Genomic DNA, 23974 nt, shown 5'->3' with positions numbered 1-23974 from the left:
TGATACGGGCGGCGGTCGCGGCGTTACGACAGATTTCCGACATCTTTCCCATGCGCTTCCGACAGGTCGCTGGCGATCCTGTCGCCACCGCCCCCTGCCGGCGGATGGAATCGGCGATGACCAGGCTGCACGGGACGCTCGCCCGGCTCCGCCCTGTACTGGGGATCTGCGCGCTTGGCCTGCTGCTGCTGAGCCTCTCGCGGCTGGGCCTGGCGGCCTGGCACCACACCCGGGTCACCGCAGTCGACGGCTGGGCGCAGGTGCTCTTGCAGGGCCTGCGGGTGGACATCGCCAGCGTCTGCCTGCTGTTCGGCCCGCTCGCCGCGCTGCTGATACTGCTGCCCGCGCGCGTGCTCGCCTGGCGGGCGGTGCGCGGCGCGGTGATCGCGTGGTTGGTCGCAGGCGCCACGCTGCTGGCCGGCCTGGAACTCGCCACCCCTGGCTTCATGCAGGAGTACGGGCTGCGTCCCAACCGCCTGTTCGTCGAGTACCTGGCCTATCCGCGCGAAGTGCTGTCGATGCTGGTCGGCGGCCGCCTGCTGGAGTGCATCGCGGTGCTGGGACTCACCGGCCTTGCGGCCTGGGGCAGCACCCGCCTCGTCCGCCGTTGGTGGCCGCGGGACGATGTGCCCCTGCCTGGATTGCCGGTGCGCGCGGCGCTGGCGCTGGTGGTGCTCGCGCTGGCGGCGCTGGGGGTGCGCTCGACCCTGGGGCATCGGCCGATGAACCCCGCGATGCTGGCCTTCAGCAGCGACCCCACAGTCAACACGTTGCCGTTGAACTCGTTCTACTCGCTGGGCGACGCCGTGCGTGGGTGGCTGCGCCACGAGGACAGCGCGCAGGCGCTGTACGGCGAGTTGCCCGATGCGGAGGTGCTCGCGACGGTGCGCCGCGACACCGGCCTGCCGGCGGCCGCGTTCGCCGATCCGGCGATCCCCACGCTCGCTGCGCGCACGCCCAGTTGGCAGGGGCGGCCGAAGAACCTGGTCATCGTGCTCGAGGAGAGCCTCGGGGCGCAGTTCATCGGCAGCCTGGGCGGGCGCCCGCTGTCGCCGCACTACGACACGCTCTCACGTCAGGGCTGGGCGTTCACCCGCCTCTATGCGACCGGCACGCGTTCGGTGCGGGGCATCGAGGCAGTCGTCGCCGGGTTCGCGCCGACCCCGGCGCAGGCTGTGGTCAAGCGGCAGGGCAGCCAGCATGGCTTCTTCACGCTGGCCGAAGTGCTGCGCCGGCGCGGTTACGACACCACGTTCTACTACGGCGGCGAGAGTCACTTCGACAACATGCGCGGGTTCTTCCTGGGCAATGGCTTCGGTCGCGTGATCGAGCAGCGCGACTACCGCAACCCGACCTTCGTTGGCGCCTGGGGCGTGTCGGACGAGGATCTGTTCGCGCGCGCCGACAGCGAGTTCGCGCGCCTGCACGCCGAGGGCAAGCCGTTCTTCGGCTTTGTGTTCACTTCCAGCAATCACGACCCCTTCGAGTTCCCGGAAGGGCGCATCGCACCCTACGAGCAGCCGCTGCACACGCGCGACAACGCCGCCAAGTACGCCGACCATGCGCTGGGCGGGTTCTTCGCGCGCGCGATGGCCAGCGACTACTGGCAGGACACCGTCTTCCTGGTCGTGGCCGACCACGACTCGCGGGTGTTCGGCCGCGACCTGGTGCCGATCGACAACTTCCACATTCCGGGCCTGATCCTCGGCCAGGGCATCGCGCCGCGCCGCGACGACCGCATCGCCAGCCAGATCGACCTGGGGCCGACGCTGCTGTCGCTGATCGGCATCGGCGATGCCACGCCGATGACCGGCCGCGACCTCTCCGATCCGCGGATCAACCTGCCGGGACGGGCGCTGATGCAGTACGACCGCAACTTCGCGTGGCTGCAGGGCGAGGACGTGGTGGTGTTCCAGCCGGACAAGCCTCCGAGCCAGTACCGCTACACGCCCGGGACCGGGGTGCTGCGTCCGGCCGCGCTGTCGCCGGCGCTGGCCCGGCAGGCGCATGCCCAGGCGCTGTGGGGCTCGCTCGCCTACGACCGCGGCTGGTACCGGCTGCCGTCCGCGCGCTGAGTCCTCGCGCAGGCGCCGGTCCCGGGCACAGGCGCGGATCGCAGCGCCGCGGCTCTGCGCGAGGGGGCAAAGCCGTGCGCGGGCAGGCATACTCGCGCGATGAACCTGCGCCCCTATCGCAACATCGCGCCGCAGCTCGGCGCCCGTGTCTATGTCGATCCGGCCGCGACCGTGATCGGCGACGTGCATCTGGGCGACGACGTCTCGGTCTGGCCCGGCACGGTGATCCGCGGCGACGTCAACCACGTGCGCATCGGCGCGCGTACCAGCGTGCAGGACGGCACCGTGATCCACGTCAGCCACGCCGGCCCGCATGCCAAGCTCGGCGGCTTTGCGACGATCGTCGGCAGCGACGTCACGGTCGGCCACAAGGCGATCCTGCATGCCTGCACGATCGGCGACGCGGTGCTGGTGGGCATGGGCGCGATCGTGCTCGACGGCGTCGTGGTCGGCCGTCACGCGATGATTGGCGCCGGCGCGGTGGTACCGCCGGGCCGGGAGATCGGCGAGGGCGAACTGTGGGTCGGCAATCCGGCGCGCTGCGTGCGCCGGCTCACCGAGGCGCAGATCGAGGGGCTGCGCTACAGCGCGGCACACTACGTCCGGCTCAAGGACGAGTATCTGGCCGCAATGGCGGCCTGAGCGGGACGACGTACGACGCATGAGCGATACGGAGCAGGGGCGCAGGGAGGCCGCGACCGCAGTGCGCACGCAGGCGCCCATGGCCCTGCTCGACACCGTGCGCGAGGTGCACACGCCCGAGGGCGTGGCGCTGCAACTGCCGGCGGCCGGCCCGGTGCCGCGCGCGGTCGCCTGGCTGATCGACCTGGGCATCCGCGGCGTCCTGCTGCTGGCCGCGGCGATCGTGCTCGGTCTGCTGGGCCGGGTCGGCTCGGGCGTCTACATGGTCACGCTATTCGTGATCTTCTGGGGCTACCCGGTGCTGTTCGAGGCCCTGGCCGGCGGCCGCACCCCCGGCAAGCGCGCGTTGTCATTGCGCGTGGTCTCGGCCGATGGCGCACCGATCGGCTGGATGGCCAGCTTCGTGCGCAATCTGATGCGCACCGTCGACATGCTGCCGATGGGCTACGGCGCGGGTCTGGTGGCCTGCCTGGCCGATCCCTGGAGCCGGCGGCTGGGCGACATGGTCGCCGGCACGCTGGTGATCCATGCCCCTCGCGATCGGACCTTGCCGACCGCGCTGGAGCTGCAGCCGCAGGCCCCGGCCGTGCCGCTGCAGGCGCATGAGCAGATCGCGGTGATCGCGTTCGCCGAGCGCGCGGGCACCCTCACGCCCGGACGGCAGCAGGAACTGGCCGACGTGGTCTCGCCGGTGACCGGTGCGCGCGGCGAGATGGGCGTGCTGCGCCTGCTGGGTATCGCCAATTGGCTGCTGGGGCGCCGCGCATGAGGCAGGACCGCTTCGTCGCCCGGCACGCGGCCGAATGGGATGCGTTCGAGCGCTGGCTCGATGCGCGCGCGGCCAGCCCCTGGCGCGCGCGTCGTCACCGCCATGGCTGGGACGGCCTGAGCGACGAGGAGATTCCCTCGCGCTACCGGCGGTTGTGCCAACAACAGGCGCTCGCGCGCCGACGCGGCTACAGCCCGCAGCTCACCGCCCGGTTGCAGGCGCTGATGCAGCGCGGCCATGCAGTGATGTACCGCCCGCCGCCGCCGCCATGGCGGCGCGCGCTGCTGTTCCTGCTGGCCGAGTTCCCGCGCCTAGTGCGCGCCCAGCGCGGCTGCCTGTGGGCGTCACTGGCCTTGTTCGCGTTGCCGATGGTGCTGTTGTTCGCGCTGGTGCTGCGGTGGCCGGAGCTGGCCTATACGGTGCTCTCGCCGTCGCAACTGGCGCAGATGGAATCGATGTACGACCCGGCGGGCGCGGACATGGCCTTCCAGCGTTCGGGCCAGACCGATGTGCAGATGTTCGGCTACTACATCTGGAACAACGTCAGCATCGGGTTCCGCACCTTCGCCAGCGGGCTGCTGGCGGGGGTGGGCACGATCTTCGTGCTGCTGTTCAACGGCGTGTTCTTCGGCGTCGTTGCCGGCCACCTGCAGGCGATCGGCCATGGCGGCCCGTTCTGGCGCTTCGTGGTCGGCCATTCGGCGCCCGAGCTCACCGCGATCGTGATCGCCGGGGCCGGCGGCCTGCGGCTGGGCCTGGCACTGGTCGCGCCGGGCCCGTTGCGGCGGGTCGATGCGCTGGTGCAGGCCGGACGCGATGGCGGCCGGCTGTGCATCGGCATCCTGGTGATGCTGGTGTTCGCGGCGTTCGTGGAGGCGTTCTGGTCGTCGACCGGGTCGATTCCCGATCCGGTGCGCTTCGGGGTCGGCGGCGGGCTGTGGTTGCTGGTGCTGCTGTGGCTGTGGCGCGGTGGGCGTGGAGGCGTGGATGCGCGTTGAGTCGGTCCAGGTCGAGCTGCGCCCGCGGACCGGCTGGGAAGCGATGGAACTGGGCAACGCGCTGGTGCGCCGGCATGCGGCTGCGATCTGGGGGCCGTGGCTGGCGTGCGCGCTGCCGCTGTTTGTCGCGGTCAACGCCGCGGCCTTGGCGATCGACCGTCTCTGGCTGGCGACACTGGCGCTGTGGTGGCTGACGCCGCTGCTCGACCGGATTCCGTTGTTCGTGCTCTCGCGCGCCGTGTTCGGCGCCGCGCCGCGACTGCGGCAGACGCTCGCCGCGCAACTGCGCTGGGGCTGGCGGCCGCTGCTCGGGTACCTGACCTGGCGGCGGTTCAGTCCGTGGCGGACGGTGGCGCTGCCGGTCGCACTGCTCGAAGGTCTGACCGGACCGGCGCTGGCGCAGCGCCGGCGACTGCTGGTCGACGGCGTCGGCGGGCATGCGCTGTTGCTGGCCATCGTCGGTCAGCTGTTCGTCGGCGTGCTGGTGCTGTCGCTGGTCTCGCTGGTGCTGCTGTTCGTGCCGGCTGAGCTGCTGTCGGAGTCGGCGCGCGCGATGTGGGCGCTGATCACCCAGCAGCCCCCGCGCTGGGCGCAGGTGCTGGGCAATCTGGCGCTATGGCTGGCGATCGGTCTGGTCGCGCCGTTCCAGGTCGGCGCCGGGTTCGGGCTGTACCTCAACCGGCGCACGCAGTTGGAGGCCTGGGACCTGGAGATCGCGTTCCGGCGGGTGCGTGCGCGGATCGCACCGGCAGCCTCCACCGTCGCGGTCGCGCTGTTGGCGGGCCTGCTGCTGGCCGCCGGGCCCTCGCAGGCGCAACAGGCCCGGGCCGACGACCCGCTGGCGCCGACCAAGACCTGGACGCCCGAGGACCGGGACCGGCAGCGCGAGCCGGACGCCTCGGCGGTTTCGCTGCAGGACGTGTTCGACGACCAGTTCGCGCAGGAGGCGGACTTCGGCCAGTCCGTCGAGCGCGCCTATGCCGATCCCCTGCTCGACAACCGGCGGATCGAGCGGCGCTGGCAGCCCAAGACGCGCGAGGACAAGGCGCGCGATCGCAGCAGCACGCTCGATCCGGGGGTGTTCGCGGCGATTGCACAGGTGCTTGCGCTGATCGCCGAGTACGGGCTGTGGATCGTGTTCGGCCTGATCGTGCTGGCCTTGGCGTTGACCGCACGCCGCTGGTGGCCGTGGATGCGCGACGGGCTCGCCGCACCGGACGCGCCCAGCGAGATCGTCGTCGATGCGGCGCCGCCGCTGCCCGAGGCCTTGCCCGACGATCTGGTGACGACTGCGCGGACGCTGTGGCGTGAGGGCCAGCGGCGGCGCGCACTTGCGCTGCTCTACCGCGGCAGCGTCGAGGCGATGGCCGAACGGGCCGGGGTGACCCTGGTCCCGGGCGCGACCGAGGCGCAGTGCCTGCGGGCGTCGCGGCGTCTGCCCGAGGCCAGCGACCGTGATGCGTTTGCGGGCATGGTGCGGGTCTGGCAGCGCGCCGCGTACGGTGGGCGGCTGCCCGACGACGAGGGCTTCGAGGCGCTCGTTGCCGCGTTGGCGCCGCGTTTCGGGTGGGCGTCCTGATGGGCTGGCCGACGCGCATCGGACTGGGGGTGCTGGCGGCGCTCGTGCTCGCGCTGAGCGTGGCGTGGTTCCTGCACACCCACGAGCGCGTGGACGAGGAGCGCACGCTGCCGCCGCGCGGCGAGGCGGCCTACAACCCGCTGTACGCGTTGCGCCAGGCGCTGCGTGAGGCCGGGGTGCCGGCGCAGTCGCGCCAGCGCCTGCGCCTGGACACGATCGCGCTGGGGCCGCGCGACACGCTGCTGATCTACGGCGATCCGGGGGCAATGACGCCGGCCGAGATCGCGACCGTGGTCGACTGGGTCGACGGCGGCGGTCATCTGGTGGTGCGCACGCCGCCGCCGCGGCTGCGCGACGGGGCGACGCGGCCGCGGACCTTGCTCGGCGAACTGGGCGTGCGGCTGATCGACGGCGCCGGGGTCTGCGAACACCTGCGCATCGAAGGCCAGCCGCCGCATACCGAGTTCTGCGGGGGGCGCCGCTTCGAGCTCGACGGGGGCGAGCCGTGGCTGGCCTGGGGCGACCCGGACGGCCATCTGGCCTATGCCCGTTTTGCCCACGGCGAGGGCTGGGTCGATGTGCTCGCCGACATGGATTTCCTCGCCAACGATGCGCTGCGCGAGGGCCCGCACTGGATGCTCGCGCGCCAAGTGCTGGCGCCGAACTGGGGCGAGGGGACGGTCCACCTCGTCTACGCCGCCAGCGTGCCGCCGCTGTGGTACCTGCTGCTGACGCGCGGCTGGATGGCCTGGGGGCCGCTGCTGCTGGCACTGGCCGCCTGGCTGTGGATGCGCACGCAGCGGTTGGGCCCGTTGCGGCCGTCTCCGCCGGCCGCACGGCGCGCGCTGCTCGAACACGTGCGCGCCAGTGGCGAGCACCTGGTGCGCTACGGCCGTGCGCCGTTGCTTTACGAGGCGGTCCGCGAGGCGTTCCTGGCGCGCCTGCGCCGGCGTGACCCACTGGCCGCCTCGCTCGAGGGCGAGGCCCGCGACCAGGCCATTGCCGCGCGCACCGGCCTGTCCCCGCGCGAGGTCCGCCAGGCCCTGCTCGCGCCCCGTCCCGACGATGCGAAGGCGTTGCGCCAGCGCATCGCCCGCCTGATCCAGATGCGATCGAACCTCACGAGACTCCGACCATGAGCGAACTGCCTGTGTCCCCGCCCGCGCCGATCATCGGCGATGCCCTCGCCGAACGCGTCGCCGCCGTCCGCGACGAGGTGGCCAAGGCCTTCATCGGCCAGCCCGAGGTGCTCGACCAGATCCTGGTCGCCCTGCTGGCCGGCGGCCATGTGCTGCTCGAAGGCGTGCCGGGCCTGGGCAAGACGCTGCTGGTGCGTGCGCTGGCGACCGCGCTGGGCTGCAACTTCGCGCGCGTGCAGTTCACGCCCGACCTGATGCCCAGCGATGTCAGCGGCCATGCCGTGTGGGACACCAAGAGCGAGACCTTCGTCGTGCGCCGCGGGCCGATCTTCACCAACCTGCTGCTGGCCGACGAGATCAACCGTGCACCGGCCAAGACCCAGTCTGCGCTGCTGGAGGCGATGCAGGAACAGCAGGTCACGATCGAAGGCCACAGCTTCGAGCTGCCGCCGCCGTTCATGACCCTGGCCACGCAGAACCCTGTGGAGCAGGAAGGCACGTACCCGTTGCCCGAGGCGCAGCTCGATCGCTTCCTGCTCAAGGTGCTGATCGACTACCCCGAGCACGAGGACGAGGTCGCGATGGTGACCGCGATCAGCGGCGGCAAGGTCGCGGCCGATTTCGACCTGTCGCAGTTGGCGACAGTGCTGGCCCCGGGCGAGATCGTCGCGCTGCAGCAGGGCACCGCGGCGACCGTCGTCGATGCCGCGGTCGTCGACTACGCCGTGCGTATCGCCGGCGCGACCCGCCGTTGGCCGGGCATCGCGCTGGGCGCCGGTCCCCGTGGCAGCTTGGCGCTGATCCGCGCCGGACGCGCGCAGGCGGTGCTGGCCGGACGCGATTTCGTGACCCCCGACGACATCCGCGAGATCGCCACGCCCGCGCTGCGCCATCGCATCGCGCTTGCGCCGGAACTGCAGATCGAAGGTCAGGATGCCGACCAGGTGCTGCAGGCGGTGCTGGCCAAGGTCGACGCGCCGCGCCGATGACCTCGGGCGTTCGCCAACGCGGAATGCAGACATGAGGCCGGCGCCGGTCCTGATCGGGCTGCTCGTGGTCTGGGGCCTGGCCGGGGTGGCGGCATCGCTGTGGCCGCCTGCGGTGCTGCCATGGCAGGCGATCGGTGCGCTCTTGCTGGCGCTGTCGATCGGTGACCTCGCATTGCTGGCGCGCCGACCCACGCCGGATGTCGTGCGCACGGTACCCGAGGCTTGGCCGATCGGTGTGACCCGCTCGGCGGTGCTGCAGATCGAGGGCGGCGCACGCGTGCAGCATCTGGACGTGCACGACCTGCATCCGCCGGACTGGGAGGTCACGGGCCTGCCGCGGCGGCTGCGACTCGCGCCGGGCACCGTCGCCCGGGTCGAATACCGGCTGCGCCCGATCCGGCGCGGCGAGGCCGCATTCGACGGCGTGCAACTGCGTCTGCGCTCGCCGCTGGGCCTGTGGCGGCAGCGGCGCGATGCCGGTACGCGGCAGCGCGTGCGCGTGTTCCCGAACTTTGCCCCGTTGACCCGGCTCGCGCTGCTCAGCGCCGACCAGGCCTCGCGGCTGGTCGGTGCGCACATCAAGCGGCGACGCGGCGAGGGCACCGATTTCCACCAGATGCGCGAGTACCGCGTCGGCGACAGTCTGCGCCAGATCGATTGGAAGGCCAGTTCGCGCGCGCGCAAGCTGATCTCGCGCGAGTATCAGGACGAGAAGAACCAGCAACTGATCGTCGTGCTCGACACCGGGCGGCGGATGCTCGCCCAGGACGGTGCGCTGTCGCACTTCGACCACGCACTCGATGCTGCGCTCGTCGTGTCCTATCTCGCATTGCGCCAGGGCGATGCCGTCGGTCTGCTGGCAACCGGCGGCGACGCGCGCTGGATGGCGCCGCAGCGCGGCATGGGCGCGGTCGACACGCTGCTGCGCGTGAGCTACGACCTGCAACCGCAGGCGGTGGCGACCGACTACCTGGCCGCGGCGACCGAGCTGTCGCTGCGCCAGCGTCGGCGCGGCCTGCTGATGCTGGTGACCAACCTGCGCGACGAGGACATCGAGGATGTGCTGGCCGCGGTGCGCATGCTGCAGAAGCGGCATCTGGTCGTCGTCGCCTCGCTGCGCGAGCGCGCGCTCGACGAGGTGCTCGACGCCGAAGTGCGCGATCACGACGACGCCGTGCGTGCCGGCGCCACTGCGCGATATCTGGCCCAGCGCCAGGCGGCGCACGATGCGCTGCGCAACCACCGCGTGACCGTGCTCGACGTCACTGGCGAGCAATTGCCGTCCGCACTCGTCGAGCGCTATCTGGCGATCAAGCGCGACGGCATGCTGTGAGGCGAGTGCCAGTTCACGCGATGCGCATGCGACCGCGCTAGGCTGCCCACGCGCGCCAGGACGCCGCGCAGGGGGAGGGTCCGGCCGCGATGCCCGCCATTGGAGGAATCGCCATGCTTACCGTTTGTCGCCAAATCCCATCCGCGGCCGCTCGCCGCTCGCGCGCGCTGCGTCTCGTCGCGGCCACTGCGCTGCTCGCCCTGTTGTCGGCCTGTGCGGCCACGGTGCAGCGGCCGGCCGGCGTGCCGGAGGAACCGGTCGTGTTCGGGGGCGACGTGCGCCAGGTCGTGCTGGTGGTCGAGGGCAGCGATACCGCACGCGCGTCCGACGACTGGTCGCAGTTCCGTGCGCTGTGGGACGAGGCGATCCGCAATGCGACATCGGCCGCCGGGATGCAGGGCAGCGTGCGCGACAGCCGGCCGGCCACGCTCGATCCGCCGGGCGTCGTGGTGGTGCTGCGCGTGGACAGTTACCGCTATGTGTCGACCGGCGCCCGCATCGGCCTGGGCGTGATGACCGGTAACGCGCACATCAAGGCCAGCGCGCAGTTCGTCAAGCAACCCGGGGGCCAGGTCGTCGCCACGCGCAGCTACGACACGACGTCGAGCGCCTGGCAGGGCATCTTCGCGCCGATGACCACCAAGCAGGTGCAGGCGATCGCCGACCGCATCGTGGCCGAGGTCCGCGCCGGCAGTTGATCGGCCGACGCGGTGCCCGGTCGGGTCAGCCGCCGAGGTGGAAGTAGGGCTCGACCGTGCCCTTGAGCTTGACCGTCAGCGGCTGGCCGCGGCGGTCGAGCGCACGGCCGGCCGCGACCCGGATCCAGCCTTCGCTGACGCAGTATTCCTCGACGTCGCGGCGTTCGTTGCCGTTGAACCGGATGCCGATGCCGCGGTTCATCGCGTCCGCATCGTAGTGCGGGCTGCGCGGGTCGTTGGACAGGCGGTCGGGCGGTGTATCGGTCATGGCGGGCGGCATCGCGATCGGAAAGGGCGGAAGGATACCGCCGCCGACCGCGAGCTTCATCTGTGGCGCTGTGGTCAGGGCGCCAGGCCGCGCCCCTGGCGCCGGGCGTTGTCGATCACCGCACGCACCAGCGCGCGATCGTGGTGGCGCGAGATCGGCGTCGCGCCCAGCGCGATCGCGCGTTCGCGTAAGGCGGCGGTGACGTCGTAATGCGCGCCGCTGGTGCGGTTCTGGAACGCGCGGCGCGGAATGCCGAGCTGCGCAGCGAAGGCATGCAGCTCGTCGAGCGTGTCCGCCAGCAGGTGCGCCCAGCGCTCGCCGCGCCACAAGTGCACCGCATCGTCGACGTAGACGGTCATGCCAGGCCTGCACATCGGCGTCATTGCCGGTTGTTCATGATAGCGCCCGGATGCGGTCGTGCGCCTGTGCGATCCGCATTCTCCCCCGACATCGAATGGCTGCAACGCGCGCGTGGCACGGCGGTTCGCGTGGCGAAACCCTGCGTTTTTACCGGTGTTTTGGCGTGTTTTCGCGGCGCCGGATTTGGGGTCGAGCGCGAAAATCGCTAAAATGGCCGATTCGTGTCGATTCATCGAGTGTTTCGAGGAGGGCAGACCTGTTGTGATGATGCGTGGTTTCAAATGGGTGGTATGTGGTGTCCTGGCAGGCGCAATGCCTGTCGTGTCGGCCGATGATGGCGCCGACCCCGGACGCAGTCTCGAGCTCGGCGGCGCGGTCCGCTTCAACTACGGATGGCTCGATTACGGGCCCACCAGCGGCCTGCAGACCGAACTGGTCCGGGTCGATGCCAAAGGCCATGCCGGCCCTGCGTTCTTCTCCCTGCAATACCGCTGGTACGACGGCTTCGACGCCGTGCATCACGCCTATGCGGGCTGGCGCCTGGAGGACGGTCGCGATGGCGGCCCCGTGTCCGACATCCGCGCCGGTGTTCAGCAGGTGCCGTTCGGCCTGTTGCCGACGGCCTCGCACAGTTTCTGGTTCGGCTCCGGCTACTACCTGGGCATCGAGGACGACTACGACCTGGGCGTGGTGTGGCAGCGCCAGCACGGCGCGCACCAGTGGCATGCGGGCGTCTTCTCGGGCGACGAGTACGGCACCGGCGCCAACTTCGACCGCTACTCTTTCGACGTCGCGACGACCGAGGACTTGCCTTATCGCGAGCGCGAACGCGCGATCGTGCGCTACGAGCGCAGCGGCACGAGCGGCGATTGGGAGACGGCCTATGGCGCATCGGCATTCGCCGGCCGCATCGAGAATCGCATTGACGGCCGCAAGCACGATCACACCGGCGCGGCGGTGCACGGGCAGTGGACCCGCGGTCCGCTGACGCTGCAGGCGCAGTGGGCGCGCTACCGTTACGACAACCCCGAATCGCGGATCGCGATGTCGGCCTTCATGTTCCCGTTCGAGATCGCCGCGCAGGCCGATGTGCCGACATTCAACGTCGCCTGGGACATGCAGCGCACGGGCTGGTTCGACAGCATCACCTGCTACAACAACGCCAGCGCGACGCTGCCTGCCGGTCATGATCCAGGCCTGCGTGATTCGATCCAGAACGTCACCGGCTGCAGCTTCGGCAAGGGCGTGATGCTGACCTACGTCGACTGGATCGCCGGCAAGAACATGTGGTTCGCCGGCGGCCCGGGTATCGGCGTGCGCGATCCGGCCAATGACGGCTGGCACTCCCGGCTCAACGTCAACATCGGCTTCTACTTCTGATCCCTGGCCCGGGCATCGCGCCCGGGCCGCTCGTCGTACCGCCGGGCCCGCCCGGCATTTTCACCCGGTCGCTACGGCCCGTGGCGCAGTCCTGTCACGCCCGCCGCTGCGCCCCGCTATCGAGGACTCACCATGAACGATCCCACCGTGCGCCCGGAGACCGATCCGGCCGCGCCGCCGGAACACTGGCACTCGCGCATTCTCGGTCCTGTCTTCTTCCCGTCCGCACTGATCGTGCTGGCATTGGTGGCGATGTCGTTCATCGTGCCCGAGGCCTCGGAGACCATTTTCAGCCGTGCCAAGGCGTGGGTCGCCGAGGATGCCGGCTGGTTCACGATCCTCGCCGTTGCCGGCTTCCTGGTCTTCATCGTCGGCATCGCGGTCAGCCAGTTCGGCAGGCTGCGGTTGGGTCCGGACCACAGCCGGCCCGATTACAACTATGCGACCTGGTTTGCGATGCTGTTCGCGGCGGGCATGGGCATCGGCCTGATGTTCTTCGGCGTGGCCGAGCCGATCATGCACTACGCCGATCCGCCGGTCGGTGATGCGCAGACGATCGCCGCCGCGCGCCAGGCGATGCGGATCACGTTCTTCCACTGGGGCGTGCACGCCTGGGCGATCTACGCGGTGGTCGCGCTGTCGCTGGCGTACTTCGCCTACCGCCATGGCCTGCCGCTGCGGATCCGCTCCTCGCTCTACCCCATCATCGGCGAGCGCATCCATGGTCCGATCGGGCATGCCGTCGATACCTTCGCGGTGCTTGGGACGATCTTCGGCCTGGCGACCTCGCTGGGCCTGGGCGTGATCCAGATCAACGCCGGCTTGAACTACCTGTTCGACGTGAGCGTGAGCACGACGGTGCAGGTGGTGCTGATCGTCGTGATCACGCTGATCGCCACCGGTTCGGTATTCACCGGCCTGGACCGCGGCGTGCGCCGGCTCTCGGAACTCAACATGATCCTGGCCGTCGCGCTGCTCGCGTTCGTGCTGGTGATGGGGCCGACAGTGCACCTGCTGCAGGCCTTCGTGCAGAACACGGGCATGTACATCTCCAACGTGTTCTCGATGACCTTCAATCTCTACGCCTACGACCAGCGTCCGACCTGGCTGGGCGGCTGGACCCTGTTCTACTGGGGCTGGTGGATCGCCTGGTCGCCGTTCGTGGGCATGTTCATCGCGCGCATCTCGCGCGGCCGCACGATCCGCGAGTTCGTCGTCGGCGTGCTGCTGGTGCCGCTCGGCTTCACCTTCCTGTGGATGACGATCTACGGCAACAGCGCGCTGTACCAGGTCATGGTCGAAGGCAGTCAGAGCCTGGTCGATGCAGTCGCTGCCGACAGTTCGGTCGCCCTCTTCCAGTTTCTGGAGGACTACCCGCTGTCGTCGGTGACCTCGGCGGTCGCAACGCTGCTGGTGGTGATCTTCTTCGTGACCTCGGCCGACTCGGGCGCGCTGGTGATCGACATGTTGTCGTCCAAGGGCGAAGAGGAATCGCCGGTGTGGCAGCGCATCTTCTGGGCGCTGCTGGTGGGGGCGATCGCGATCGCTTTGCTGATTGCCGGCGGCCTGTCGGCGTTGCAGGCCGGCACGATCGCCAGTGCATTGCCATTTACCTTGGTCATGATCCTGATGTGCTGGGGCATGGTGAAGGCGATGCGGCTGGAGATGGTGAAGCGCACGAGCATCCGTGACGCGCGCATTGCCCCGGTCGCCACCGGCGGCGGCGACTGGAAGGCGCGCTTGCGTGCGCTGGCGCACCATCCGCTGCAGAAGGAAGTGCTCGCGTTCCTGCAGTCGCAGGTCAAGCCGGCGTTCGAGGACGTCGCGACGGAGCTGCGTCGGCAGGGCCTGGAGGTCTCGGTCGACGAAGGCGAGGACGGTCGCGTCTGGCTGCAGGTTGGCCACGGCGAGGAAATGGACTTCTACTACTCGGTGCGGCCGGTGTCGTACGAGCCGCCGAGCTTCATGCTCGATGACCCGCGCCGGCGCAGGAAGGATTCCGATCGCTACTATCGCGCCGAGGTGCATCTGCGCGAGGGCGGACAGGACTACGATGTGATGGGCTGGCGTCGCGATGAGCTGATCCACGACGTGCTCGACCAGTACCAGCGCCACATCCACTTCCTCAACGTGGTGCGCTAGCGCCCCGCAGGACCGCAACGCAAAAGGCCGCGCAGATGCGCGGCCTTTTGTTGTGGGTCGTTGGCCAGATGATGTGTCGGGCGCGGGCGTTCAGCGCTGGGCGAGGGCGGGGCGTAGTTCGCGTCGCAGCCAGTCGTCGATGAGTTGCTTCTCGTAACGCAAGGCGTCGCTGCTCATGGTGCTGCCGGCGCGCTGCAGAAAGCCCATGTCGCGCAGTTCGCGCGGCCCTTCGGCGACGATCGTGCCGGATGCGTCGCGCAGTACGAAGTCCAGATCGATCCGCGGCGGGTAGTGGTCCTTGACGATGCGGACATGGTCGAGCTGCGGGCCACGCCAGGGCTCGTACATGCCGGCGCGGCGGATGTCGTTGATCGTGACCTCGAGCGTGCTGCCGGGCGGCAACTCGCGCTCGGCGCGTCGGCGGATGTGCTCGGCGATCTGCACGACCCAGTTGCCGCGGCGCGCCTCCCAGCGATTGCCGCTCTGGCGGATGTCGGAAAACGCGTCCGGGTCGCCCCATTGCACCGACACCGGACTGTCTCCGGGCAGCGCCCTCGGGATCTCGGGGTCGGTCACGTCGCTGCGTGCCAGCACCGGCGCGGCGATCGCGGTCAGCGCGGCGGCAAGCAGCAGGGGCAGGGAACGGCGGTTCATGGCGGTGACTCCCTCGCGTGCGGTGTCCGCACGGCGCATCGGACAGGAATTGGAGCATGCGCCGGGTGGGCTTAACCGGCAATCAAATCGGCGTGTCCGTTCAGCCGTGCATGTCGGGGCGGCATCGCCGTCGCGGTTGCGCGCTACATTGGCAGGTCGTCCCGGGCGCGCACGCACCCCGGAAAGGACGCTCACGCAGGCGTCGGGCGAAGCCAGTAGGCTCGTCGTATGCCTGCCAAGCGCCTCCGCCATCTTGCATGGACCGCCTGTCTTCTGTCAGGCGTGCTGCTGCCGGCGGCCGCGCCGCGTGCCGACGATGTGCTCAACCGGCTCGCGGCCGCCGCGCCCGAGCTTGACCGCGAGGTGTTGTCGCTCGCGTTGGCAGCGCGCACGTGCGCCGCGCGGACGCGCGATGTCGGTCGCCGGCTGGCGGTGATCGACTACTCGCGGCCTTCGACCGAGGTCCGTCTTTGGGTGTTCGATCTGGCGCAGGCGCGGCTGCTGCACGCCGAGCACGTCGCCCACGGACGCGGCAGCGGCGGCAACCTGCCGACGGTCTTCTCCGATGTCGAGGGCAGCTACCAGTCCAGCCTGGGGCTGTTCGCGACCGCCGAGACCTACACCGGCCAGAACGGTTACTCGCTGCGCCTGGATGGATTGGAGCCGGGCATCAATGGCCGCGCCCGCGAGCGGCTGATCGTCATGCACGGGGCCGACTACGTCGATCCCGACCAGGCTCGGCGGCAGGGACGGCTGGGGCGCAGTTGGGGTTGTCCGGCGGTGCGCACGGCGGTGGCGCGCGCGGTGATCGATGCCCTCAAGGATGGCCAGCTGCTGTTCGCCTATGCCGACGATCCCGGCTGGCGACAGGGCTCGGCCTTGCTGCACTGTCCGGCCCGCTGAACGCGCGGCGGAGGCTTCACATGGCCGGCGCAGCGGACGCGGAACCATGCCGGCATCCCCGTTGCAGGAGCGCCCCGATGACGCCATCCCGATCCCGTCCCGTCCGCTGGATGACCGCCTGCCTGGGGCTGCTGCTGAGTTGCGCGCCGGCGATCGCCCAGGACCGAGCGCAGGCGGATGCCGGGACTGCGCTGACGCCCGAGTCGGTCAATGCGGCGACGGTCGACGGCGGCGATGCGGCGATGCTGCGCGCGCAGGTGCTGCTCGACCGCGCGCATTTTTCGCCGGGCGAGATCGATGCGGAAGGCGGCACCAATACCACACGCGCGATCGCCGCCTTCCAGCGCTTCCACGGCCTGGAGGCGAGCGGCACGCTGGATGCGCGCACCTGGCAGGCGCTCACCGCCGATGCCGTGCCGGCGTTGACGGCGCACACGCTGACCGCCGACGAGGTCGCCGGTCCCTTCGTCGCGTTGCCTGAGGACATGATGGAAAAGGCCAAGCGCCAGGCGCTGGGCTTCGAGAGTCTCGCCGAAGCGCTGGGCGAGCGTTTCCATGTCGCGCCCGCGCTGCTGCGCCGGCTCAACCCCGGTGTCCGCTTCGAGGCCGGCGCGCGCATCGTGGTCCCGAACACGGCCGATGCTCCGGCGTTGGAGAAGCCCGAGCGGGTGGTGGTCAGCAAGTCCGATTCGGTGTTGCGGTTGGTTGATGGCGCGGGCAAGGTCTATGCGCAGTTCCCGGCGTCCACCGGCAGCGAGCACGATCCGCTGCCGATCGGCGAGTGGAAGGTCGAGGGCGTGGCCGAGGACCCCACGTTCCACTACAACCCGGACCTGTTCTGGGATGCCGACCCGGGACACGCCAAGGCCACGCTGCCGCCGGGGCCCAACAATCCGGTCGGCACGGTCTGGATCGACCTGTCCAAGCCGCACTACGGCATCCACGGCACACCGGAGCCGGCGAACATCGGCAAGACCCAGTCGCACGGCTGCATCCGGATGACCAACTGGAGCGCGCGCCGGGTCGCCGGCGTCGTCGGGCCGGGCACCGTCGTGCTGCTGGAGGAATAGACCATGACCCGTGCCGGCCTGTGGGTCGCGCTCGCGGCGGTGCTCGCGCTGGCGAACGCGGCCGTGTTCCTGTGGCGCGACGGATCCGCGCACGACGCCACGTCGCCCATGACCACCGGGGCCGCGCCGTCGCCGCCTGATTCAGATCCGAGGCCGGCCGATACCGTTGCAACGAGCGCTGCATTGGCGCCTGCTGCGCCCGTGGCGGGCACCACGTCCGTGGCGGCGCCCGAAACGACGCCAGAAACGCCCGCGCCCGCCGCGGATGGGGATGCAGGCACGCCGCCGCGGCTGCTGCTGCCGGTGCAGGGCATCGCGCTCGCCGACGTGCGCGATACGTTCGACGATGCGCGCGGTAGCGAGCGCCGCCACGAGGCGCTCGACATCATGGCGCCTGCCGGTACGCCGGTGCTGGCGGCGGCCGACGGCACGATCGAAAAGCTGTTCACCAGCGATCGCGGTGGCCTGACGATCTACCAGTTCGAGCCCACCGGGACGTGGTCGTACTACTACGCGCACCTGCAGGCCTACGCGCCCGGCATCGCGGAGGGCGTGCAGGTGCGGCGCGGCGATGTCATCGGTCGGGTCGGCAGCACCGGCAACGCCGATCCCGCCGCCCCGCATCTGCATTTCGCGGTGTTCCGGCTGACGCCCGAACGCCAGTGGTGGACCGGCGCGCCGGTCAATCCGTATCCGCTGCTCGAACGGCCGTGACTCAAGGCGCGAGCAGCGGACGCAGCGCCGGCCAGACGTGATCGAGGATCTTCGGCTGCGCCTCGGCGGTGGGATGCAGGTTGTCGTTCTGGAAGTTGGCGCGCTCGTTGGCGACCGGTTCGAGCAGGAACGGCAGCAATGCGACATCGAACGTGTCGGCCAGCAGCCGGTAGTTGGCTTCGAAACCGCGCGTGTAGTCCGGGCCGAGATTGGGCGGCATGCGCATGCCCACCAGCAGCACGCGCGCGCCGACGTGCTGCGAGGCGCCGATCATCCGCGCCAGATTGCGCCGGGCCTCGGCCAGCGGAAGCCCGCGCAGCCCGTCGTTGGCGCCGAGCGCAATGACCACCACCTGCGGACGCTCGCGCACGACCGCCTGCACGATCCGGGACGCGCCGCCGGCGGTGGTCTCGCCGGAGATGCTCGCATTGACCACCCGCCAGTCCGGCGCCTCGTGCTGCAGCCGCTGTGCGAGCAGGCCGACCCAGCCCTGCGCTGCGGACATGCCGTAGCCCGCCGACAGTGAATCACCCATGACCAGCAGCGTCTTGGTCTGCGGATCGGCGGCAGGGCGCGCCGTGGCGGCCTGGGCCTGTGCTAGAACGGGCAGGGCCAGCAGACACGCCAGCATCCAGCGCGCCACGCGCGCTTGCATCGGGCGGCGCGTGGCCGCAGTTCCCAGTGTCATCTCCCATGTCTCCGGTTGGTCGGCGGTGCCGCGTCGCGGTGGTGCGCCCGGCTGGTGCGAACAGTGAAGGATATCTATGCACGACGGTTCCCCCCTGCAAGATGAAGCCGCGCGCGCGGCGCACTGTGCGCTCAACGTCGATGGGCTGGGCAAGCGTGTGGCGCTGCCGTCCGGGGACCTGATGATCCTGCAGGACGTCGGCTTCCGCATCGGGCATGGCGACACGGTGGCGATCGTCGGCGCCTCGGGCTCGGGCAAGAGCACGCTGCTGTCGCTGCTGGCCGGGCTCGATACACCGAGCACGGGCCGCGTGCTGCTCGATGGCGCGCCGATCTCCACGCTCGACGAGGACGGCCGGGCGCGGGTGCGCGGCGAGAAGGTCGGCTTCGTGTTCCAGAGCTTCCAGTTGCTGCCGTCGCTGACCGCGCTGGAGAACGTGATGCTGCCGTTGGAGCTGCGCGGCGACCGCGATGTCGAGGCGCCGGCGCGCGAGGTGCTGCAACGTGTCGGTCTTGGCGAGCGCCTGGGCCACTATCCGCGCCAGCTCTCGGGCGGCGAGCAGCAGCGCGTGGCGCTGGCGCGCGCGTTCGTGACCCGGCCCTCGCTGCTGTTCGCCGACGAACCGACCGGCAACCTGGACACCGCCACCGGCCAGGCGATCGTCGACCTGCTGTTCGCGCTCAATGCCGATGCCGGCACCACGCTGGTGCTGGTCACCCACGACGATCGTCTGGCCGCGCGTTGCGCGCGGCGTTTGCGCATCGACAGCGGCCGGCTCGTCGCCGACGAGGCGCTGGCCGCATGAGGACCGCGGGCCTCGCCTGGCGGCAGCTGCGCCGCGACTTCAAGGCTGGCGACATCCGCATTCTGTTCGCCGCCCTGGTGCTCGCGGTCGTCGCGGTCACCGCGGTGGGCTTCGTCACCGACCGCGCCGAGCGCGCATTGGCGATCGAGGCCAACCGCTTGCTCGGCGGCGACGCGGTGGTGCGCGGCGATGCGCCGATCGACGGCGCGCTCCGTGCGGCTGCCGATGCGCCGGGGCTGCGCGCGGTCGAGACCGTCGAACTCGACAGCATGATCCGCGTCGGCGAGGGCGATGCGGCCAATCTGCGCCTGGGCGATGTCCGTGCGCTCGGTGACGGCTTCCCGCTGCGCGGCAGCTTCCGGATCGACCGCGGCGATGGCGTCGAGCGCGACGCGCAGACGGTGCCTGAGCCGGGGACCGCGTGGATGAGCCGGGCCGGCGCGGACACGCTCGGTGCGGCGGTCGGCGACACCGTGCACCTGGGCGAGCGCAGCTTCCGCCTCGCCGCGCTGGTGCTGCAGGAGCCCGATGCGTCGATCGATTACTTCAATGTCGCGCCGAAGGTGTTTCTGCATCTGTCCGACCTCGCGGGCACCGGGCTGATCCAGCCGGGCAGCCGCATCGGCTATCGGCTGGTCGTCGCCGGCGACGCCAACGCCGTCGACGGCTTCACCCGCCTGGCGCGCGCGCAATTGGGCCGTGGCCAGCGCGTGGAGACGATCGGCGACGCGCGTCCCGAAGTGCGCTCCTCGCTCGATCGCGCCGGCCGCTTCCTCGGGCTGGCGGCGCTGGTCTCGGTGATCCTGGCGGCGGTCGCGGTGGCGATGGCCGCGCGCCAGCACTCGGCCCGGCATCTGTCGTCGGTGGCGGTGATGCGCTGCATGGGCGCGCAGCAGCGCACGCTGGTCGGCATCCACGTCGGCGAGCTGTTGCTGCTCGGGCTGGTCGCCTGCACCCTGGGCGTTGCGATCGCGTTCGGCCTGCAGTGGGGCGTCGGCCGCTGGCTCGAGTCGCTGCTGGGCTTGTCGATTCCGGCCGCTGGCGTGTTGCCCGCGCTGCAGGGCTACGGCGTCGGCCTGGTGGTGTTGCTGGCCTTTGGTGCGCCACCGGTGCTGGCGTTGCGGCGAGTGCCGGCGTTGCGCGTGCTGCGCCGCGACCTCGGCGGCTTCGAGCCCAGCGCCTGGCTGGTCGGGCTTGCCGGCTTTGCCGGTCTGGCCGCGCTGCTGTGGTGGAAGGCCGGCTCGGCGGCACTCGGTGGCGCGATGCTGGCCGGCATCGCGGCCACGTTCGCCGTGCTGGCGCTGCTCGCCTGGGGACTGATCGCGCTGGTGCGCGCGCTGCGTTCAAGGCTGCGTGGCAGCCTGCGCTATGGCCTGGCCAATGTGAGCAGGCGCGCGGGCACCAGCGTCGCGCAGATCAGCGCACTCGGCCTGGGCCTGATGGCGCTGTTGCTGCTGACCTTCGTGCGCACCGACCTGCTCGATCGCTGGCAACTGTCGATCGGCCAGGATGCGCCGAACCGCTTCATCATCAATGTGCAGCCCGACCAGCTCGACGCCGTGCGCGGCTTCATTGCCGAGCAGGCGGTCGAGCCGCCGGTGCTGTTCCCGATGGTGCGTGCGCGCCTGCTCGCGCGCAATGGCGAGGCGGTGCGCGGCGACGATTACCTGGGGCGCAGCGGTGACGAGGCGCAGGACCGCCAGGCCCAGCGCCGGGCCGAGCGCGAGTTCAACCTGTCGATGCAGGGTGCGCTGCGTGATGACAACCAGATCACCGCGGGTACGTACTGGGGCGACACGGTGCCGGCGACGCCGGAACTGTCGGTCGAAGAGGGCTTCGCCAAGGACCTGGGCTGGCAGATCGGCGACCGCATCGCGTTCGATATCGCCGGCCAGCGCTTCGAGGCGCCGATCACCAGTCTGCGCAGCATCGAGTGGGAGAGTTTCCGGCCGAACTTCTTCGTCGTCGCCTCGCCCGGCGCGCTCGACACCTACCCGGCCAGCCACATCACCGCGGTACGCGTGCCCCCGGAGCGGCCGCGCTTCACCGCCGATCTGGTGCAGCGCTTCCCGAACCTGTCGGTGGTCGACATCGACGCAGTGCTGACCCAGGTGCGCAGCACCGCCGACCAGGTCTCGACCGTGGTGCAGGTGGTGTTCTGGTTCTCGCTCGCCGCCGGCGTGCTGGTGCTGCTGGCGGCGGTGAGTGCCAGTCAGGACGAACGCCTGCTCGAAGGCGGGGTGATGCGCGTGCTTGGCGGCCGGCGCGCGCAGTTGCGTCTGGCGCAGGCCTCGGAGTTCGCGGCGATCGGCCTGCTGTCGGGCGTGGTCGCCGCCCTGGCCGCATCGGTGCTGGCCGGCGTCGTCGCGGTGCAGGTGTTCGACCTGCCGTGGCGGCCTAACTGGGCGCTGGCCGCGGCGGGCGGCGGCATCGGCGTCGGCGTGACGCTGATCGCCGGCCTGTGGGCGACCCGTCGCGTGCTCGACGCGCCGCCGTCGGTGACGCTGCGCGAACTGCAGGACTGAGACGGCCGGGCACCGCGTGGGCGCTGCCCGGCCCGAGGCTCACTCGATCACGTCCTCGGCCGCATCGAAGCGGCGCGCGTACTCGCGTTCCGTGCTGACCCGAAGCACTTCCTCGCCCGCCAGTTCGGGCGCGCCGTAGACGGCGTACGCGACGTGGTTCTGTTTCCGGCCGACCAGATGCAGGCGGTAACGCGATTGGCCGCTGCCCGTCTCGGGCGGGTAGTGCTTCGGCGGTTCCGTGCCGTCGAGGTCGAGTTCGTTGTTGTCGATGACGCCGCCGACGAACAGTGCACGGATGGGCATCGCGGTCTCCTTTGGGTGGGGAAGGCCCGGTCATCGTGCCGGCGTGGATGTTCGCGATGCATCAACATCGCGTTGGAATCGCGATGGCGTGCCCGACGCGGCCCGCGCATCGGCGACGGTCTTGGCCGGCGGTCCCGATCGAGCGGTCCCGGTAGAATTGCCGGCTGTTTCTCTGGACCTCTCGCGATGGCCGATCCCGCACTCGATGCGCTGTTCCTCCCGTTCGAGCAGCGGCTGCTGGCGTGGCCGTCGGCCGGAGCCCTGTTCCTGCGTGCGCGGCCAGGCGTGGCGACGACCGGCGGCCGATGGCCTGGCCTGCTGTGCGAGCAGACCCTGGCGCCCCTGCACACGGCGCTGCAGCGCGCGGGCCTGGAGACGCTGCCGCAGACCGACGATGGCGAGGACCCGGCGCTGCCGGAACGCCCACTTGTGCTGGCACTGCCGCCGCGCCAGCGCGACGAGGCGCGGGCGTTGCTGGCACGCGCGCTGGCGGCGGTCGTGCCCGGCGGCTGGGTCGTTGCCAGCGTCGCCAACGACGAGGGCGCGAAGTCCGCGCAGGCCGACCTGGCCGCGCTCGCCGGCAACATCGGCGCGCTGTCCAAGCACAAGTGCCGGGTGTTCTGGGCGCAGCGCGATGCGCGCGGCGACCAGGCATTGCGCGCGCGTTGGGCGGCGCTGGACGCGCCGCGCCCGATCCTCGGTGGCCGGTTTGTCAGCCGGCCCGGCGTGTTCGCCTGGGACCGGATCGACCCGGCATCGGCGCTGCTGGCCGCGCACCTGCCCACGACGCTGGCCGGGCACGGCGCCGATCTCGGCGCAGGCTACGGTTTTCTGGCGGCCGAGGTGCTGCAGCGCTGCCCGGGCGTGCGCGCGCTCGACGTGATCGAGGCCGAGGGCCGCGCGCTGGCGCTGGCTCGACACAATCTGACCGGGCTGCGCGACGATGTGGCGCTGGATTTCCAGTGGCGCGATGTCACCGCGGGCCTGACGCGGCGCTACGACTTCATCGTCAGCAACCCGCCGTTCCATGCCCACGGGCGCGAGGAGCGGCCCGAGTTGGGACGTGCGTTCATTGCCGCGGCTGCCGACGCGCTGACGCCGGGCGGCAGCCTGTGGCTGGTCGCCAACCGGCACCTGCCTTACGAGGACGTGCTCGGCGCACGCTTCGGCCAGGTGCGCGAGGTCGCCGCGCAAGGCGGCTTCAAGATCGTGCACGCGGAGCAGGCCCGATGAAGCTGGTCAAATTGCTCGCCAACCTCGGCTACGGCAGCCGCAAGCAGGTGGCGTGGATGTTCCGCGAAGGCCGCATCACCGATGCTGATGGCGAGGTGCTCTACGCCGACGACCGTGTCGAGCACGCGGCCATCCGCGTCGACGGCGAACCGCTCGACCCGCCGCAGGGCCTGACGCTGCTGCTGCACAAGCCGACCGGCTACACCTGCTCGACCAAGGACACCGGCCGGTTGGTCTACGACCTGCTGCCGCCGCGCTTTCGGCTGCGCGCGCCGGCGCTGTCGACGGTCGGGCGCCTGGACCGCGAGACCAGCGGCCTGCTGCTGTTCACCGACGACGGCCAACTGCTGCATCGGATCATCTCGCCGAAAGCGGCGCTGCCCAAGGTCTACGAGGCGACCTTGGCGCAGCCGCTGCGCGGGGACGAGGCCGCGCTGTTCGCCAGCGGCGCACTCATGCTCGAGTCCGAGACCACGCCGCTGCTGCCCGCCGCGCTCGAGGTCGTCGACCCCACGCATGCGCAGCTGACCATCGTCGAAGGTCGCTACCACCAGGTCCGACGCATGTTCGCGGCCGTCGGCAATCATGTCGTCGCCCTCCACCGCAGCCGCATCGGCGGCCTGTCGCTGGGCGACCTGCCCGAAGGGCAATGGCGGCCCCTCGACGCCACCGACCTGAGCACCCTCTTCGGTTAACCCGAAACCGGG

The 23974-nt window shown here is 70.8% G+C and carries 23 protein-coding genes; 18 read left to right on the top strand and 5 right to left on the bottom strand.

The genetic code is table 11. The features are described 5' to 3' along the window. The first annotated feature begins 116 nt into the window (after positions 1–116). From WAF18_RS08135 to WAF18_RS08095, 9 genes are all read left to right on the top strand, one after another. Complete coding sequence (locus tag WAF18_RS08135; protein ID WP_337244647.1) at positions 117–2075, top strand: LTA synthase family protein; 1959 nt, start codon at positions 117–119, stop codon at positions 2073–2075. A gap of 99 nt (positions 2076–2174) precedes the next feature. After that, positions 2175–2717 carry a gamma carbonic anhydrase family protein gene (locus WAF18_RS08130; protein ID WP_337244646.1) on the top strand — a complete coding sequence of 181 codons (543 nt, stop codon included), beginning with the start codon at positions 2175–2177 and terminating at the stop codon, positions 2715–2717. Between the two features lie 19 nt (positions 2718–2736). Further along, positions 2737–3486: an RDD family protein gene (locus WAF18_RS08125; protein WP_337244645.1), complete on the top strand. Its 750-nt coding sequence runs from the start codon at positions 2737–2739 to the stop codon at positions 3484–3486. Further along, positions 3483–4484 carry a stage II sporulation protein M gene (locus WAF18_RS08120; RefSeq protein ID WP_337244644.1) on the top strand — a complete coding sequence of 334 codons (1002 nt, stop codon included), beginning with the start codon at positions 3483–3485 and terminating at the stop codon, positions 4482–4484. The genes WAF18_RS08125 and WAF18_RS08120 overlap by 4 nt, the downstream gene beginning before the upstream one ends. Then, positions 4474–6063 (top strand): DUF4129 domain-containing protein, encoded by a 1590-nt coding sequence (locus tag WAF18_RS08115; RefSeq protein ID WP_337244643.1) that lies wholly within the window; start codon positions 4474–4476, stop codon positions 6061–6063. Before WAF18_RS08120 ends, WAF18_RS08115 begins: the two co-directional genes overlap by 11 nt. Further along, positions 6063–7202, top strand: a complete 1140-nt coding sequence (locus WAF18_RS08110) for a DUF4350 domain-containing protein (RefSeq protein ID WP_337244642.1) — start codon at positions 6063–6065, stop codon at positions 7200–7202. The genes WAF18_RS08115 and WAF18_RS08110 overlap by 1 nt, the downstream gene beginning before the upstream one ends. Further along, positions 7199–8191 (top strand): MoxR family ATPase, encoded by a 993-nt coding sequence (locus WAF18_RS08105; protein ID WP_337244641.1) that lies wholly within the window; start codon positions 7199–7201, stop codon positions 8189–8191. Before WAF18_RS08110 ends, WAF18_RS08105 begins: the two co-directional genes overlap by 4 nt. A 31-nt stretch (positions 8192–8222) precedes the next feature. Continuing rightward, positions 8223–9524: a DUF58 domain-containing protein gene (locus WAF18_RS08100; protein ID WP_337244640.1), complete on the top strand. Its 1302-nt coding sequence runs from the start codon at positions 8223–8225 to the stop codon at positions 9522–9524. Positions 9525–9637: 113 nt separating this feature from the next. Then, positions 9638–10222, top strand: a complete 585-nt coding sequence (locus tag WAF18_RS08095) for a DUF4410 domain-containing protein (protein WP_337244639.1) — start codon at positions 9638–9640, stop codon at positions 10220–10222. Between the two features lie 25 nt (positions 10223–10247). On the opposite strand, the gene WAF18_RS08090 is transcribed toward WAF18_RS08095, so the two are convergent. After that, on the bottom strand, positions 10248–10490 hold the full coding sequence (locus WAF18_RS08090) for a DUF3297 family protein (RefSeq protein WP_337244638.1): 243 nt from the start codon (positions 10488–10490) through the stop codon (positions 10248–10250). 74 nt (positions 10491–10564) lie between these two features. Then, complete coding sequence (locus WAF18_RS08085; RefSeq protein ID WP_337244745.1) at positions 10565–10849, bottom strand: DUF4031 domain-containing protein; 285 nt, start codon at positions 10847–10849, stop codon at positions 10565–10567. A 313-nt stretch (positions 10850–11162) separates the two neighbouring features. Here WAF18_RS08085 and WAF18_RS08080 point away from each other — a divergent pair, with 313 nt between their 5' ends. Beyond that, entirely contained in the window at positions 11163–12230 is a 1068-nt protein-coding gene (locus WAF18_RS08080) for a hypothetical protein (RefSeq protein ID WP_337244637.1), read from the top strand. 132 nt (positions 12231–12362) lie between these two features. Continuing rightward, entirely contained in the window at positions 12363–14372 is a 2010-nt protein-coding gene (betT, locus tag WAF18_RS08075) for a choline BCCT transporter BetT (RefSeq protein ID WP_337244636.1), read from the top strand. Between the two features lie 90 nt (positions 14373–14462). Here betT and WAF18_RS08070 read toward each other — a convergent pair whose 3' ends face one another. Further along, a complete protein-coding gene (locus WAF18_RS08070) occupies positions 14463–15026 on the bottom strand; it encodes a DUF3016 domain-containing protein (RefSeq protein ID WP_337244635.1) in 564 nt (187 codons plus the stop codon). A 228-nt stretch (positions 15027–15254) separates the two neighbouring features. On the opposite strand from WAF18_RS08070, the gene WAF18_RS08065 reads away from it, so the two are divergent. From WAF18_RS08065 to WAF18_RS08055, 3 genes are all read left to right on the top strand, one after another. Beyond that, positions 15255–15929 carry a murein L,D-transpeptidase catalytic domain family protein gene (locus WAF18_RS08065; RefSeq protein WP_337244634.1) on the top strand — a complete coding sequence of 225 codons (675 nt, stop codon included), beginning with the start codon at positions 15255–15257 and terminating at the stop codon, positions 15927–15929. Positions 15930–16006: 77 nt separating this feature from the next. Beyond that, positions 16007–16999 carry a L,D-transpeptidase gene (locus WAF18_RS08060; RefSeq protein WP_337244633.1) on the top strand — a complete coding sequence of 331 codons (993 nt, stop codon included), beginning with the start codon at positions 16007–16009 and terminating at the stop codon, positions 16997–16999. A 3-nt stretch (positions 17000–17002) separates the two neighbouring features. Continuing rightward, complete coding sequence (locus WAF18_RS08055) at positions 17003–17713, top strand: M23 family metallopeptidase (protein WP_337244632.1); 711 nt, start codon at positions 17003–17005, stop codon at positions 17711–17713. 1 nt (position 17714) lies between these two features. On the opposite strand, the gene WAF18_RS08050 is transcribed toward WAF18_RS08055, so the two are convergent. Continuing rightward, positions 17715–18401 (bottom strand): arylesterase, encoded by a 687-nt coding sequence (locus WAF18_RS08050; RefSeq protein ID WP_337244631.1) that lies wholly within the window; start codon positions 18399–18401, stop codon positions 17715–17717. 181 nt (positions 18402–18582) lie between these two features. Here WAF18_RS08050 and WAF18_RS08045 point away from each other — a divergent pair, with 181 nt between their 5' ends. Together WAF18_RS08045 and WAF18_RS08040 are read left to right on the top strand one after the other, a co-directional pair. Continuing rightward, complete coding sequence (locus WAF18_RS08045; protein ID WP_337244744.1) at positions 18583–19206, top strand: ABC transporter ATP-binding protein; 624 nt, start codon at positions 18583–18585, stop codon at positions 19204–19206. Beyond that, a complete protein-coding gene (locus WAF18_RS08040) occupies positions 19203–21731 on the top strand; it encodes an FtsX-like permease family protein (RefSeq protein ID WP_337244630.1) in 2529 nt (842 codons plus the stop codon). The genes WAF18_RS08045 and WAF18_RS08040 overlap by 4 nt, the downstream gene beginning before the upstream one ends. Before the next feature lie 39 nt (positions 21732–21770). Here WAF18_RS08040 and WAF18_RS08035 read toward each other — a convergent pair whose 3' ends face one another. After that, positions 21771–22028, bottom strand: coding sequence for a hypothetical protein (locus tag WAF18_RS08035; protein ID WP_337244743.1), 258 nt, complete (start codon positions 22026–22028; stop codon positions 21771–21773). A gap of 192 nt (positions 22029–22220) precedes the next feature. Between WAF18_RS08035 and WAF18_RS08030 the strand changes: the two genes are divergently transcribed. Then, the gene (locus WAF18_RS08030; RefSeq protein ID WP_337244629.1) at positions 22221–23267 is read left to right on the top strand and encodes a methyltransferase; all 1047 of its coding nucleotides are present in this window, start codon (positions 22221–22223) and stop codon (positions 23265–23267) included. Further along, positions 23264–23962: a pseudouridine synthase gene (locus tag WAF18_RS08025; RefSeq protein ID WP_337244628.1), complete on the top strand. Its 699-nt coding sequence runs from the start codon at positions 23264–23266 to the stop codon at positions 23960–23962. Before WAF18_RS08030 ends, WAF18_RS08025 begins: the two co-directional genes overlap by 4 nt. Positions 23963–23974: the final 12 nt, after the last annotated feature.

It is taken from the genome of Luteimonas sp. gir, assembly GCF_037198055.1.
GTDB classification, from domain to species: Bacteria; Pseudomonadota; Gammaproteobacteria; order Xanthomonadales; family Xanthomonadaceae; genus Luteimonas; species Luteimonas citri_A.
Note: the sequence above shows the minus strand (reverse complement) of the source record. Positions and strands in the feature narration are given on the sequence as shown.

Coding starts and splice junctions, on each gene's coding strand:
- WAF18_RS08135 (WP_337244647.1), top strand. CDS start 117: ATGACCAGGCTGCACGGGACGCTCGCCCGGCTCCGCCCTGTACTGGGG.
- WAF18_RS08130 (WP_337244646.1), top strand. CDS start 2,175: ATGAACCTGCGCCCCTATCGCAACATCGCGCCGCAGCTCGGCGCCCGT.
- WAF18_RS08125 (WP_337244645.1), top strand. CDS start 2,737: ATGAGCGATACGGAGCAGGGGCGCAGGGAGGCCGCGACCGCAGTGCGC.
- WAF18_RS08120 (WP_337244644.1), top strand. CDS start 3,483: ATGAGGCAGGACCGCTTCGTCGCCCGGCACGCGGCCGAATGGGATGCG.
- WAF18_RS08115 (WP_337244643.1), top strand. CDS start 4,474: ATGCGCGTTGAGTCGGTCCAGGTCGAGCTGCGCCCGCGGACCGGCTGG.
- WAF18_RS08110 (WP_337244642.1), top strand. CDS start 6,063: ATGGGCTGGCCGACGCGCATCGGACTGGGGGTGCTGGCGGCGCTCGTG.
- WAF18_RS08105 (WP_337244641.1), top strand. CDS start 7,199: ATGAGCGAACTGCCTGTGTCCCCGCCCGCGCCGATCATCGGCGATGCC.
- WAF18_RS08100 (WP_337244640.1), top strand. CDS start 8,223: ATGAGGCCGGCGCCGGTCCTGATCGGGCTGCTCGTGGTCTGGGGCCTG.
- WAF18_RS08095 (WP_337244639.1), top strand. CDS start 9,638: ATGCTTACCGTTTGTCGCCAAATCCCATCCGCGGCCGCTCGCCGCTCG.
- WAF18_RS08090 (WP_337244638.1), bottom strand. CDS start 10,490: ATGACCGATACACCGCCCGACCGCCTGTCCAACGACCCGCGCAGCCCG.
- WAF18_RS08085 (WP_337244745.1), bottom strand. CDS start 10,849: ATGACCGTCTACGTCGACGATGCGGTGCACTTGTGGCGCGGCGAGCGC.
- WAF18_RS08080 (WP_337244637.1), top strand. CDS start 11,163: ATGCCTGTCGTGTCGGCCGATGATGGCGCCGACCCCGGACGCAGTCTC.
- betT (WP_337244636.1), top strand. CDS start 12,363: ATGAACGATCCCACCGTGCGCCCGGAGACCGATCCGGCCGCGCCGCCG.
- WAF18_RS08070 (WP_337244635.1), bottom strand. CDS start 15,026: ATGAACCGCCGTTCCCTGCCCCTGCTGCTTGCCGCCGCGCTGACCGCG.
- WAF18_RS08065 (WP_337244634.1), top strand. CDS start 15,255: ATGCCTGCCAAGCGCCTCCGCCATCTTGCATGGACCGCCTGTCTTCTG.
- WAF18_RS08060 (WP_337244633.1), top strand. CDS start 16,007: ATGACGCCATCCCGATCCCGTCCCGTCCGCTGGATGACCGCCTGCCTG.
- WAF18_RS08055 (WP_337244632.1), top strand. CDS start 17,003: ATGACCCGTGCCGGCCTGTGGGTCGCGCTCGCGGCGGTGCTCGCGCTG.
- WAF18_RS08050 (WP_337244631.1), bottom strand. CDS start 18,401: ATGACACTGGGAACTGCGGCCACGCGCCGCCCGATGCAAGCGCGCGTG.
- WAF18_RS08045 (WP_337244744.1), top strand. CDS start 18,583: ATGATCCTGCAGGACGTCGGCTTCCGCATCGGGCATGGCGACACGGTG.
- WAF18_RS08040 (WP_337244630.1), top strand. CDS start 19,203: ATGAGGACCGCGGGCCTCGCCTGGCGGCAGCTGCGCCGCGACTTCAAG.
- WAF18_RS08030 (WP_337244629.1), top strand. CDS start 22,221: ATGGCCGATCCCGCACTCGATGCGCTGTTCCTCCCGTTCGAGCAGCGG.
- WAF18_RS08025 (WP_337244628.1), top strand. CDS start 23,264: ATGAAGCTGGTCAAATTGCTCGCCAACCTCGGCTACGGCAGCCGCAAG.